10 protein-coding genes, 1 pseudogene and 1 riboswitch are annotated in these 13,038 nt (G+C 73.4%); of the genes and pseudogenes, 6 read left to right on the forward strand and 5 right to left on the reverse strand.

What is annotated here, in order from left to right:
- Positions 1-127 (forward strand): annotated as a pseudogene (locus GUY61_RS40440) (ADP-ribosylglycohydrolase family protein); the annotation flags it as partial.
- Between the two features lie 61 nt (positions 128-188).
- On the opposite strand, the gene GUY61_RS24995 reads toward GUY61_RS40440, so the two are convergent.
- Both GUY61_RS24995 and GUY61_RS25000 read right to left on the reverse strand, forming a co-directional pair.
- Complete coding sequence (locus GUY61_RS24995; protein WP_166632499.1) at positions 189-1,100, reverse strand: MoxR family ATPase; 912 nt, start codon at positions 1,098-1,100, stop codon at positions 189-191.
- Between the two features lie 80 nt (positions 1,101-1,180).
- Positions 1,181-3,307 (reverse strand): NACHT domain-containing protein, encoded by a 2,127-nt coding sequence (locus GUY61_RS25000; RefSeq protein WP_166632500.1) that lies wholly within the window; start codon positions 3,305-3,307, stop codon positions 1,181-1,183.
- Between the two features lie 362 nt (positions 3,308-3,669).
- Here GUY61_RS25000 and GUY61_RS25005 point away from each other — a divergent pair, with 362 nt between their 5' ends.
- Both GUY61_RS25005 and GUY61_RS25010 read left to right on the forward strand, forming a co-directional pair.
- Positions 3,670-4,917: a hypothetical protein gene (locus GUY61_RS25005; protein WP_208106439.1), complete on the forward strand. Its 1,248-nt coding sequence runs from the start codon at positions 3,670-3,672 to the stop codon at positions 4,915-4,917.
- Positions 4,918-5,051: 134 nt separating this feature from the next.
- Entirely contained in the window at positions 5,052-6,224 is a 1,173-nt protein-coding gene (locus GUY61_RS25010) for a magnesium and cobalt transport protein CorA (RefSeq protein ID WP_166632507.1), read from the forward strand.
- 103 nt (positions 6,225-6,327) lie between these two features.
- Here the strand turns inward: GUY61_RS25010 and GUY61_RS25015 are convergent, their stop codons facing one another.
- Complete coding sequence (locus GUY61_RS25015) at positions 6,328-6,786, reverse strand: MarR family winged helix-turn-helix transcriptional regulator (protein WP_166632501.1); 459 nt, start codon at positions 6,784-6,786, stop codon at positions 6,328-6,330.
- Between the two features lie 137 nt (positions 6,787-6,923).
- Between GUY61_RS25015 and GUY61_RS25020 the strand changes: the two genes are divergently transcribed.
- On the forward strand, positions 6,924-8,162 hold the full coding sequence (locus GUY61_RS25020) for an MFS transporter (protein ID WP_166632502.1): 1,239 nt from the start codon (positions 6,924-6,926) through the stop codon (positions 8,160-8,162).
- Positions 8,163-8,370: 208 nt separating this feature from the next.
- Here GUY61_RS25020 and GUY61_RS25025 read toward each other — a convergent pair whose 3' ends face one another.
- Positions 8,371-9,012: a TetR/AcrR family transcriptional regulator gene (locus tag GUY61_RS25025; RefSeq protein WP_166632503.1), complete on the reverse strand. Its 642-nt coding sequence runs from the start codon at positions 9,010-9,012 to the stop codon at positions 8,371-8,373.
- A gap of 49 nt (positions 9,013-9,061) precedes the next feature.
- On the reverse strand, positions 9,062-10,429 hold the full coding sequence (locus GUY61_RS25030; RefSeq protein WP_166632504.1) for a phosphoribosyltransferase: 1,368 nt from the start codon (positions 10,427-10,429) through the stop codon (positions 9,062-9,064).
- A gap of 176 nt (positions 10,430-10,605) precedes the next feature.
- A riboswitch (TPP riboswitch) is annotated at positions 10,606-10,759 on the forward strand.
- Positions 10,760-10,882: 123 nt separating this feature from the next.
- Here GUY61_RS25030 and GUY61_RS25035 point away from each other — a divergent pair.
- Positions 10,883-11,779 (forward strand): universal stress protein, encoded by an 897-nt coding sequence (locus tag GUY61_RS25035; protein ID WP_166632505.1) that lies wholly within the window; start codon positions 10,883-10,885, stop codon positions 11,777-11,779.
- 26 nt (positions 11,780-11,805) lie between these two features.
- A partial coding sequence (locus tag GUY61_RS25040; RefSeq protein ID WP_166632506.1) for a nicotinate phosphoribosyltransferase occupies positions 11,806-13,038 on the forward strand: 1,233 nt, incomplete at its 3' end.

Consider the following 13,038-nt stretch of genomic DNA (forward strand, 5'->3'; position numbering starts at 1 on the left):
CGGGCTGCTGCTGTCCCGGCACGGCTCGGACCTGACCGTGGCGGATGTCGAGTCCGCCTGGCACCACTGGATCGCCGACCTCGACGAGGGCCCCTTCAAGGGCGCGGGCTTCAGCGAGCGCGGCACGTCGGCGACGTGCAGCGCGCGGGCCGCGCGCAGCAGGTCCCCCAGGTGAACGCGGCCCCGGCTCATACGGCCGAAGGGGCGTCGGAGGCGTCCTTCACCATCGCGAAATCGGCGACTCGCCGCCACTCGTCGGAGTCGGCGGTGAGGCCCATCTGGCGACAGGCGCGCAGCGTGTCCAGGAATTCGGCCGTGCTCGCCCGGTCCCTTACGGATACCCGGCCGTTCTCGAACACGTCGGCCAGACGCCCGGCGAGGGCCGGGTCGTAGTCGGTGCCCATGTGGAGTTCGGCGACCCTCAGCAGGTGTTCGCGGCCCGGGGTCCGAAGGGTCAGCGGAATGCAGCGGCGGCGGAAGGCGGCGGAGAGTTCCCGTTCCTCGTTGCTGGTGATGACGACCAGCGGGGCCCCGATGCCGGGCGCGGCGCTGACGAGGCGGCGGTGCGGGCCTTCGAAGCGCAGGTTGTTGAGCGGGTCGAGCAGGGCGTCGGGGACGTCGGGCTCGGCCTTGTCGATCTCGTCGATGAGGACGACGGCCGGGCGCTCGCGCAACTCCGGTCCTGCGGTCTCGTCCATGGCGGGGTCGAGCGCCTTCCACAGCGGTCCCGGGCGGAAGTACTCCCTGGAGCCGGGGCCGCGGAGCCGGCCCTGCTGGGCGTCGTTGAGCTGCCGGAACGGCTCCTCGCGCCAGAGCAGGTCGTGCGGTTCGGTCCGGGCGGTGACCACCTCGGCGTAGTACCGGTGCCCCAGCAGCCGCGCGACGTTGGGGGCGAGGGTCGACTTCCCCGACCCGGGCGGTCCGAGGACCAGCAGCGGACGGCCGGTGGCCAGGGCGATGTTGACGGCGAGGACGGTACGGTCGTCGAAGAGGTAGACCTCGTCGTCGGGTCGGCCGGCCGGCTGCTCCGGGCCCGGTCCGCCGGGCTGCCGCCCCTGGGGCTCCAGGAGTTCGGGGTCGAACCTCTTGATGTAGCCCATTGCTCCCCCCGCGTCCGTGAACCCTGCAACGCCGCGCGCACCGACTGTAGCGGACACGCATCCTTCGGTTGAAGATCCTGTCAACCTCGCCCCGCGACGCGCAGGCGTATCTCGGGAAAGCCGGTCTGCCCGCCCCGCGCGAGAGCGGGCGGGTCCGAGCCGGGCACCAGGTCCGCACGGCTGAGCCAGCGGGCTCCGAACAGCTGCTCCGTCCGTGCCCGGCCCGGCCAGGGGTCGATGGTGAGGAAGAGGACGGGGGCGGCCCGCAGCGCCCCGAGGTCGGTGAGGGCGGGGCAGCGCAGCAGCCGGAGGGTGCGCAGCGACCGGCAGTTCCGCAGGTCGGGCAGCGAGGTGAGTGCGGGGTTGTCGCTGAGCACGAGGGTGCGCAGGCCCGGCAGTCGTGGCAGCAGCTCCTCCAGCCCGTCGACGGGCCCTTCGCACCAGACCTCCGGAACCGGGACGCCGTCGGCTTCGTCGGCGAGGGCGCGCAGTTCCTGCCGGGAGCGGACCACCGCGCGGTGGCGCGGCCGGGCCGCCGGGGCGGGGCCCGCGGCCAGCCGCCGCGTCGGCCGGCCGGCCGTGGGCAGTGCCCTGGTCACCCGGCGGTCGGGGGTATCGGCGCGGTCGGGGCGCTCGGCGGCGCGCAGGTCCTCGAGGAGGGCGGCGAGTTCGCCGGATGCCTGTTCGGCCGCGATGCGGTCGGCCTCGGGACCGCGTGCGACGAGGTGGTGGGCCGCCAGGAAGGTGCGGACCGCGTCGTCGGGGAAGGCCACGGTGTCCGGCCCGGTGCCGAAGAGCACCCCCGAGCGGTCCGCCAGCGCCGCCAGCAGACGTTCGGGGTCCGCTGCCCCCGGCCTGCCGGCCGGGATCCGCTCCCGCAGCGCCGCGAGCGCCGTCGATACGGGGATCCCGGCGCTGTCGAGGTCGAGCGTGGCGACCGCCAGGCCGCCGGCCCCCGATCTCAGCAGGCTGTCGGGCACCTGGTCGCCGGTGTGCCACACGACCGGCGGCGCGGACGCTTCGTCCGCCGGGTCGCGGCGCCAGGAAGCCGTGACAGCGGCGCGCAGCAGCCGGTGCCGGGGCGGCATATCCGTACCGCCGTGCTCGCGTACGGTCCGCCAGACGGATGCCGCGGCGGCGGGGCGGCCCAGGACGCCGCGCAGCACCGGGTCCTTCTCGGTCTCGGCCAGCAGCCGGGCGAGGGGCGCGCGGTCGTCGCCGGCCGGGGCGAGCCCGTCCAGCAGGGCGGCCACGCCCGGTGCTTCGAGAGGTTCGAGCAGGACCGCTCGGAAGGTGCCGCCCAGGCGCTCCCACGGCAGCCCGACCCCGTTGGTCGCCACGACGCAGGGGGCCTGGGGGTGCGCGCGCAGCAGGCGCAGCACCGGTTCCCAGACCGCGTCCCTGTTGCGCGGCGGCAGCGCGTCCAGGTCGTCGACGGCGAGGAAGGCCCGGCCGGCGCGCAGCTGGCGGGCGGCCCAGCCCGCGGGTTCGTCGCGGCTCACGGCCGGGGCGAGCGCCGTCACGAGGCCGTCGAGGGGCGGCAGGGCTCCCGATCCGGCGGACAGCGGGAAGGGGACGGAGCAGCCCCAGGGCGCGTGGTCGCCGGCGTCCAGCGCCTGCGCGACGAGTCTGGCGAGTTCCGCGCTGCGCCCGGAGCCGGCGGGCCCGACCAGCAGGATCCTGCGGCCGAGGCGCGGCAGCAGCCCGGCCGGTACGACGGTGTCCGTGCCTTCGTCGCCGCGCTGCCGCAGGGTGCGGTCCACGCGGGGAGCGAGGAACCGTGGCAGTTCCTCGCGGAACCGCTCGGTGAATGCCGGGTCGTCGACGGCCAGCGCCGCGGGGAGGGCGTGCGCCGGCCCGGCTGCGGCGTAGGGCGGCGCCGGTTCCGATGCTCGGACGGACGCGGCCATGTGCGAAGCGATCGCGGCGAGTACCGCGTCGAGGGCCGCTCGGTACCGGGGGGCCTGCATCGTCATGAGGGCCAGGCCCAGGGAGTGGTACTGGGCGGGCTGCCCGGCGCCGAAGGTGTCCGCCTCGGCGACCGGGCCGGGCAGCCGCCGGCCGACCGGTTCCCAGATCAGCGGCAGCACGGTCTGCGGCGTCGTGCCGGTCCGTGCCTGTCCGAGGCTGCGGCGGTGGGCCAGGACTGCCCAGTCCTCGTCGGCGGGACCCTCGCTGAAGTACGCCGGTGTGCACAGGGCGAGCACGAGGTCCGCCTCCGCGATTCCCGGAGACCCGGGCAGGCCCGCACCCGCGGTACCGGAATCCGGGCCCGGATTCGGATTCGGATACGCGCTCGAACCCGCACCCCTTGGCACAGGAATTCGACTGAAACCCTTTCGAGTGAGCGCGTCGAGGTGCCGCTGGAGTTCGTCCAGGAATCTCGCCACCCACGCTTCGTCCCTGCCGCGCAGGTAGCTCACGGCGTAGCTGTACAGGTTGACCACTCCCCCCGGCGGTTCGGCCTGTCCTCTCCCAATTTCCCATCAGGTCGGGCGCAAACGTGAGGTCACCCGCCATGGCACAATCCAGCGGTCCCCAATCCCGCTCAAGCAGCACAGTTGCCGAATTGTCAGGTGAAATGCACAACGTCGCCTGTGGTGCGCCGGTTTCATCCTTACCGCCCCACGCCACCGCGCAGTGGAACGCCGAGTGCCGGCCGCTGGGCAAGAGGCAGGAGAACCTCCTGGCCGGGGTACTGCGCGGTGTGCCGCTGCTCGGGGCGGACGGCGGGGCGATCCCGTTCAGGGAGCCGGACGTCCGCCGTTTCCTGAGGGACTTCCGGTCCGACTGCGGGCGGTGCGACGAGGAGCGGGGCCTGGTGAACCGGCTGCGGCCGCGCGTCCTCGACGCCCTGGTCGGGGCCGAGGCGCGCGGGCGCCGCGGCTATGTGCACGGGCTGCCGTCCGGCGGAATCGAGGCGCTGCTGCGGGCCGCGGGCCGTGCGGCCCTGGCGCCGGTGGTGCTGCGGGTGGTGTTCGGTGCGAGCACCTGCGTCCCGCTGCGCGCCCTGGACTACGTACTGCCGGCCGTCGGCATGGCGGCGCGCCTGAGGGCCGCCCCGTGTCCCGCGCCCCACCTCCAGGTGGTGCTGACGAGCGCGCTGGGACGGCACATCAACGAACTGCCCGCCGACGTGGTGGCGCGCGAGGCGGAGCTCCTCGTCGCCGGGCTGGACGCGCTGCTCGGCCACCTCGCCCCCGTCGGCTCCTTCGGCGTCTACCGCGACCGGCCGGACGCCGGTACGGCCGAGCGGCTGGCGCGGCTGGCCGCCGGGCTGACTCCCGCGCAGCGCGGCCGGATCCTCGACCGCCTGAGGGGAAAGGGGGGCGCCGGCGGCTGCGAGGAGCGGACGCTGCGCTACGCCGCCGCCCATGCCCTGCTCCACGACCACGACGGCGTTCCCATGGCGCTGGAGCGCGGCGCCCCCGCTCCCCGGGACGCCGTGGTGATCGACGTCGGCGGCCTGCAGGAGCGTCACTTCCACGGCGTTCGCGCGTTCTTCCCCCCGCCGCCCGGCACCCCGGGGCCCGGCGCCCTGGTCCTCAGCCGGCACTCGGTACCGCCGTACACCATGGCCCGGGGCGGCGACATCGGGCTGCGGGAGTTCCTGGACGGGGCGGACGTCTCCGGCTCCTGCCTGCCGGGCGCCGTCCGGCACGATCTGCGCCACCTGTGGGCCCACCTCGGCCCGGACCGTCTCAGGGCGCTGCTCGCCGACCGGGGGTACGCGACCCGGCCCGAGCACGGCGTGCCCACGGTGACGGACGGAGTGCGGGCGGGAGGGAACGGCGTACCGGCGGGAGCGGCGGGGTGAGCCGGTCCTGCGGGGTGAGCCGGTCCTGCCGGGACGGCCGCGGGAGCGGCTGCGGGGACGGCACGGCCCGGATCCCGTGACGGCGGGACCGCGCGGTTATCCTGCCAGTGGCGACTTTCCCGGCGCACCACGGAATGCGAGGCCCCATCGTGCCCGAGCGCAGGACCCGCCGCCCGGCCGGGAAGCACACCTGGCGCAGGCCGTCCGCCCTCTCCTCCAAGAAGCCGCCCGCCGGTCCCGCCGGGCAGGGGCCGGAGGCACGGGAGCAGGGAGCCGGGGCGGGAACGGCCAGCGTCGTGGAGGCGGCCCTGTACCGCGACGGCCGTCGGGTCAGCAGCCCCGGATCGCTCTCGGAGACGTACCGCCTGCTGCACGAAGAGACCGCCGACATGGCCTGGATCGGTCTCTACCGTCCCACCGAGGCCGAGCTCCTCTCCCTCGCCGAGGAGTTCGACCTGCACAAACTCGCCGTCGAGGACGCCCTCGAGGCCCATCAGCGTCCCAAGCTGGAACGCTACGGCGCCACCCTCTTCGTCGTGCTGCGTGCCGCCCGCTACCTCGACGCCCCCGAGGAGGTCGACTTCGGCGAGCTCCACGTCTTCGTCGGCCCCGACTTCGTCATCACCGTCCGGCACGCCGCGGCACCCGACCTGTCCGTCGTGCGGCGCCGCATGGAGGAGTCCCCCGAACTGCTGCGCCTGGGCCCCGAGGCGGTGCTGTACGCCATCCTCGACGCGGTGGTGGACGGTTACGCCCCGGTCGTCGAGGGCGTCCAGAACGACATCGACGAGATCGAGACCGAGGTCTTCCGCGGCGACCCCGAGGTCTCCCGCCGCATCTACGAACTCTCCCGCGAGATGGTCGAGTTCCAGCGCGCCACCCGCCCCCTCGTGGGAATGCTGCACGGTCTGATGGCCGGCTTCCCCAAATACGGCACCGACGAGGAACTCCAGCGCTACCTCCGTGACGTCGCCGACCACGTCACGCACACCAGCGAACGCGTCGACGGTTTCCGCCAGGCCCTCTCCGAGATCCTCACCGTCAACACCACGCTGGTCACCCAGGAGCAGAACGCGGAGATGCGCGCCCTGGCCGAGGCCGGGTTCGAGCAGAACGAGGAGATCAAGAAGATCTCCAGCTGGGCGGCGATCCTGTTCGCCCCGACCCTGGTCGGGACGATCTACGGGATGAACTTCGACCGCATGCCGGAGTTGCACTGGGTGCTCGGATACCCCTTCGCGATCGTCCTGATGGCGGTTGTGTGCACCAGCCTGTACGTCGTCTTCAAGCGGCGGGACTGGCTCTGAGCTGCCGCCGTCCGCCACTGCGGACGGCATTTCACGGCGGTGGTCCCCGCCGGTGCGCCGGGCTCCCGCGCGGCCGTTGTGCCGCGCCCGCCGCCGGCAAGGTCTACGCGAGCGTGTCCAGGTGTTCCACGACCCGGACCAGGGGCGCCAGCTCGGGGACCCCGGCCGCCTGGTCGAGCGCTTCCCGCAGGGCGGCGTCGTTCGTGGGGCGCGCCTCCTCGAGGAGTTTCAGTCCCGCCTCGGTGACATTCGTGTAGATGCCCCTGCGGTCCGTGGGGCACAGGTAGCGCTCCAGGAGCCCGCGGTCCTCGAGCCGGGTGACCAGCCGGGTGGTCGCGCTCTGGCTGAGGACGACCGCGTCCGCGACCTGCTTCATCTGCAGGTGCCCTCCCTCGCCGTCGTGCTGCCGGCTGAGCACGTCGAGCAGCGAGTACTCGCGCACGCTCAGGCCGTGCCCGGACTGCAACGCGCGCTCGATCCGCGCCTCGATCCTCCCGTGCAGGAGTGACAGGGCGCACCAGCCCTGGGCCAGGGCGGTGGGCGCGGCTTCCGTCGCTGACATGGCGTTTCCTCCGTCCCGGAGCGGCTGGAACCAGAATAAGGCATGGCGCAATATACGTCGCTTGCAAGTATACCGCTTCTGCAATTACCGTTGGCCGCGATAATCACCTCACGCAATCATCTGGAAGGTGTCAGCGCATGCCTCTCGCGCTTCTGGCTCTGGCGATCGGAGCCTTCGGCATCGGCACGACCGAGTTCGTGATCATGGGGCTGCTGCCCGAGGTCGCACGCGACTTCGGGGTCTCCATCCCCGCGGCCGGCTGGCTGGTGACCGGCTACGCGCTGGGCGTCGTGGCCGGCGCGCCGGTCATGACCGTCCTCGGCACCAAGATCTCACGCAAGCGGATGCTGATGCTGCTCATGTGCCTCTTCATCGCCGGCAACGTCCTCTCCGCCGTGGCTCCCGCCTTCGGTGTGATGCTGGCGGGCCGGGTCGTCGCCTCACTCGCCCACGGCGCCTTCTTCGGAATCGGCTCGGTCGTCGCGGCCGGCCTGGTCGCCGCCGACAAGAAGGCCGGCGCCATCGCGATGATGTTCACCGGCCTGACCGTCGCCAACGTGGTCGGCGTGCCGCTCGGCACCTTCGTCGGACAGGCCGCCGGCTGGCGGGTCACCTTCGGCCTCGTCGCCGCCCTGGGTGTCGTCGGCCTGGCGGGCATCGCCCGTCTCGTCCCCGACTTGCCCAAGCAGGAAGGGGTGCGCCTGCGCAACGAACTCGCCGCCTTCACGAACATCCAGGTCCTGCTCGCCATGGCGATGACCGTCCTCGGCTTCGGCGGCGTCTTCGCGGCCATCACGTACATCGCGCCGATGACGACGCACGTGACGGGCTTCGCCGACACCTCCGTGACCTGGCTCCTCGTCCTCTTCGGCCTGGGCATGGTCGGCGGCAACCTGGTGGGCGGCAAGTACGCCGACCGCGCGCTCATGCCCATGCTCTATGCCGCGCTGGGTGCCCTCGCCGTCGTCCTCGCGCTCTTCACGCTCACCGCGCACAACAAGACCGCGGCGGCCGTGACCATCACCCTGATCGGGGCCCTGGGCTTCGCCACCGTCGCGCCGCTGCAGAAGCGCGTCCTCGACCAGGCACACGGCGCCCCCACGCTGGCCTCGGCCGTCAACATCGGCGCCTTCAACCTCGGCAACGCGCTCTCCGCCTGGCTGGGCGGCCTCGTCATCGCCGCCGGTTTCGGCTACACGGCCCCCAACTGGGTCGGCGCGGCGCTCGCCGCGAGCGCCCTCGTCCTGGCCGTCGTCTCGTCGGCCCTGGAGCGCCGGGGCAGCGCGGCCGGCGCGGTCGCGGCGGAAGCGGTCCCTGCCGAGGAGGGATCGTCGTCGTCCATTCCCATCAGCGGGCGCAGCGCCCAAATCCGCTGAGGACAGTCGTGGGCGGGCCGCCCGCGCGGCCGGCACCAAGGTCGACATGCCCGGGAAAGAGCGAGGCCGGGACGCCGAACACCTCGGCCACCTTCGCCGGTTGGCAGCGGGGCAGTGGTGCGTCCCGGCATCGAGCCGGCGGGACGTCCAGCCGGCCTCCTCGCGCCCCCGGCCGTAACAGCCCTGCCCAGTGGGCACTTGGCGGCAGTCAGCCGCGAACGGCCCCTTCGGAGCGCCGGTAGACGCCGTACCAGTAGCCGCGGGCCAGTTCGCGCGCGACGAGCCCGTCGTCGCGGCCGTCGCTGTCGAACACCTGCCGGGCGATGACCTGGCCGCCGCCCTGGACGATCAGCCGTGCGGCAAGTGCCGGGTCGATGTCCTCCGGCGTGCGCCCGGCCCGTTGTTCCTCGGCCAGCAGCGCCGTGGTGCTGTGGATGAAGCGGTCCTGGTGGGCCGTCCAGGCTTCGCGCACCGAGGCGTCGTACGCGGTCACTTCACTGATCGCGGACAGCAGTGCGGCGTGCTCCCGGTAGTGCTCGAGGATGAGCTCATAGGTCCGGGCCAGGCCCTCGACCCCGCCCTCGGGCCCCGTGGGCCGCCAGGCCTCCGCGATCGTGCGGCTCTCCGCCTTGAAGGCGCCGCTGAGCCGCAGAAGGAGGTCCACCTTGTCGTGGAAGTACAGGTAGAACGTCGAGCGGGAGATCCCGGCGGCGCGCGCGATCTGCTCCACGCCCACCTCGGTGTAGGTCACACCGTCGCGCAGCAGTTTCTCCATGGCGGACAGCATCCGCGACTCCAGCGCGGCTCGGCGGTCTGCCGCGGCGGAGGGTCGTCGGGTGATCGAAGCCATGCGCCCCAGCCTAGTGCCGCGTCGGTCGGGGTTTGCCCGGTTGCTCGACTCAGCGGTGACGCTGGACCGACTCGGCATGCGCCACGCCGGCGAGATGCCCCGTGACCCAGTCGCGGGCGAGGGCGGCCACGGACTCGAGCGTGCCCGGCTCCTCGAACAGGTGGGTCGCGTTCGGGACGACCGCCAGGCGGTGCTCGCTGCGCATCAGCGCTGCCGCACGCCGGTTGAGGTCCAGCACAAAGGTGTCCTCGCCGCCCACGATGAGCAGCGTGGGCGCCGTCACCCGCCCGAGCACCGGGGCCGCGAGGTCGGGGCGCCCGCCGCGCGAGACGACGCAGGTGACGGCCCGACCGAGTTCCGCCGCGGCCGACAGTGCCGCCGCGGCACCGGTGCTGGCGCCGAAGTATGCGATGGGCAGCTCTGTTTCGCCCTGGAGCCAGCGGGTCGCCCCGACGAGCCGGCCGGTCAGCAGGTCTATGTCGAAGACCTGGGCACGGTCGGCCTCCTCGTCGGCCGTCAGGAGGTCGAACAGCAGCGTCCCCAGCCCCGCCCGGTTCAGCTCTCCCGCGACGTAGCGGTTGCGCGGGCTGAGCCGGCTGCTGCCGCTGCCGTGCGCGAAGGCCACCACGCCGTGCGCGTGCTCGGGCAGCACCAGGTCGCCGGGCAGGACGAGCCCGCCGGTCCGCACCGAAACGGCCCGCTCCACCGCGCGTGCCCCGCCCGGGCCGGGTGCCGGCTCCGCGGCGCGGCCGCCGAAGCGGCGGCCTCCGGTGGCCGTGCGGGCGGTCCTGGCCCGTGCCAGCAGGCCGACGACCTCCGTGTCACCGGTTTCGCTGAAGTCGTCGTACCACTCGCCGACGGCCCGCAGGAAGCGCGGTGTCGTGATGCAGACCAGTTCGTCGACCTCCGGCCGCAGCAACTCCAGCGCGTCGGGCGGCGCGACCGGCACCGCGAGCACCACCCGGCCCGCGCCCTGGGCCCGTGCCACCTGGCAGGCGGCGCGGGCGGTGGAGCCGGTGGCGATGCCGTCGTCGACGACCACGGCGGTCCTGCCCTCGACCGGGACGGGTCTGCGGGTCCCCCGGTAGCGGAGCAGCCGCCGTTCCAGCTCGGCGCGCTGTGCGGCCTCCACGGCGGCGCACTCGCGCGGGCCGATCCCGGCGGCGTCCATCGTCGCGGCGTCCAGGACACGTACCCCGCCCTCGCCGAGGGCGCCGAAGGCCACCTCGGGCTGGTAGGGCACGCCGAGCTTGCGTACGACGATGACGTCGAGGGGCGCGTCGAGTTCCCGTGCCACCTCGTAGGCGACGGGCACTCCACCGCGCGGCAGGCCCAGGACGACACAGTCCTGGTCACGCAGATGACGCAGTCGCGCTGCCAGCTGTACGCCTGCGTCGGTACGGTCGACGAAACCCATGATCGGTGCACCTCCTTTCTCTCCACTAGAACAGCTCCCGGCCGTCACTCATAGGGACAAAGCGCCCCTTTTCGGGCTAACTCTTCCCAGGGCCGGACGGTCCCGTAGAAGATGGGCCATTCGGCCCTAGCGCCCGGGCGTGTGCGCGGTACCGTGGAATTGAGCCTGCGGGGCGAGCGAGGGAGTCCGGACCGGTGGGCGGATCTTCTGACGACGGGAGTCACTCTCCCGCTGAGGCCGCCACGGAAGGTTCGGGCTGAGAGGCTGGAAGGCCGAGAGGCTGGAAGGCGACCTCCAGAACCTGATCCGGACCATACCGGCGAAGGGAGCCCACCTCGCAGGCGCTCATCTGCACGCCGTCACCGGTCGCCGGTGGCGGCGTCGCCGTTCACGATGAAGACGGCGACGGCAGATCCGGCCTACGGCGCCGCGCAGATGTCCCAGGAGGCGAGGATGACTGGTCCGCAGGCACGCCGGCCGATCGTGGTGGGCGTCGATCCCGATCCCGAGCGGCGGCTGGCGACGGCCTGGGCCGCGGACGAGGCGGCACGCCGGCATCTGCCGCTGCGCCTCGTGCACGCCCAGGGCGTACCCACGGGCGGGTACCGGTCCGGTGAGGTGCGGCCCTCCTGGGAGGAGTGGAACAAGTCCCTGCACGAGGAGGGCGACCGGCTGCTCAGGGAGACGGTCGCCTTCGTCGAGGCCAGGCAGCCGGACGTGGAGACGACGGCGCTGCTGACCGAGGGGCACCCGGCCTGGGCCCTGCGCGAGGAGGCCCCGAACGCGGCGGCCGTCGTCGTCGGCTCCTGGCACATGGGCGTGGTGAAGGACCTGTTCTCCACCGCCTCCGTCGCCCTGCCGCTCGTCGCCCACGCCCCCTGCCCCGTGGTGGTCGTGCGCGAGGCGGAGCACATCACCCCGCGGCAGCCGTACTTCGTGGTCGGGGTGGACGGCAGCCCCGACTCGGGGGCGGCCGTGGACTACGCGTTCGAGGAGGCCGCGCTGCGCGGCGCCGCCCTGCGCGCGCTGTACGTGTGGCACCCCCCGCTGCTCGGCGCCATGGACGTGAACGCCGCGGTGGAGGAGTGCCGCCGGGTGCTGTCCGAGACCGTGGCGGGCCGCACCGGGACCTATCCCGAGGTCGAACTGTTCCACGAGGTCGTGCTCGGCCACCCGGTGCAGAAACTGGTGGATGCCTCCGAGCACGCCCTCGGTCTGGTCATCGGGAGCCGGGGTCACGGCGGGTTCACCGGCATGCTGCTGGGTTCGGTGAGCCAGGGCGTGCTGCATCACGCACGCTGCCCGGTCATCACGGTCCGGGGAACGGGCGGGGCCACCGACGGGCGTTGACCCCGCGGGGGCGAGGAGGTGGGGTCATGTCCGATGCCTCTGTCACCGACCTCTACGAGGTCACCATGGTGCACTCCTACCTGACGGAGGGCATGACCGGCACGGCGACCTTCAGCCTGTTCGTACGCGGTCTCCCGGCCGACCGGGGCTTCCTGGTCGCGGCCGGTACCGAACCCGCCCTCGACTACCTCGGCCGGCTCCGCGTCGACGAGGAGGACGTCGCCGCGTTCGCCGCCGCCATGGGCAGGCCCGCGTCCGACCTGCGGGCCCTGCTTGGCCTGCAGTTCACAGGGGAGGTCCGGGCGGTGCCCGAGGGGCGGCTCGTCCTGGCGGGGGAACCGCTGCTCGAGGTGACCGCGCCCCTGCCGCAGGCGCAACTCGTCGAGACGTACCTGCTGTGCCTGCTCAGCCACCAGACGGCGGTGGCGTCCAAGGCGGCCCGCAGTGTCATGGCGGCGGCGGGCAGGCCGGTGATCGACTTCTCGCTGCGCAGGACCCACGGGCCGGGCGCCGGCGAGCAGGCGGCGCGGCTGGGCGGACTGGTGGGGTTCGCCGGGACCAGCAATGTGGCGGCGGCCGCCGCTTACGGGCTGAGGGCCGTCGGCACCATGGCGCACTCGTACGTAGAGGCGTTCCCCGACGAGGAGAGCGCGTTCCGTGCGTTCGCCCGGGCGCACCCGGGGCCGGTGACCCTCCTGGTGGACACCTACGACACGGCGAACGGCGTGCGCACGGCGGCACGCGTGCTGCGGGACATCGGGCGCGGGCCCGGCTGCGCGGTCCGGCTGGACAGCGGTGATCTCGGAGCCCTCGCGCGGACGGCCCGGCGGATCCTGGACGAGGAAGGGCTGCCGGACACCGGGATCACCGTCAGCGGCGGACTCGACGAGTACGCCGTCGAGGAGCTCGTGCGCTCCGGGGCGCCCGTCGACGTCTTCGCCGTGGGCACCAGGGTCGGCGTCTCGGCCGACGCTCCCTACCTGGACTCCGCGTACAAGCTGGTGGCCTACGAAGGCCGGCCGGTGATGAAGCTGTCCCTGGCGAAGGTCACGGCTCCGGGGGCCAAGCAGGTCTTCCGCCGTCCCGGTCTCGACGACGTGATCGGCCTGCGCGACGAGCCGGTGCCGCCCGGGGCGGAGCCGCTGCTGGAGACCGTGATGAAGGACGGCCGGCGGACCGGTCCGCCGCGCACCCTCGCCGAGGCGCACCGGGCCTTCGTCACCGATCTCGCGGGCCTCCCCGCCCGGGCCCGCCGCCTC

The organism is Streptomyces sp. GC420, from assembly GCF_009916105.1.
Taxonomy (GTDB): domain Bacteria; phylum Actinomycetota; class Actinomycetes; order Streptomycetales; family Streptomycetaceae; genus Streptomyces.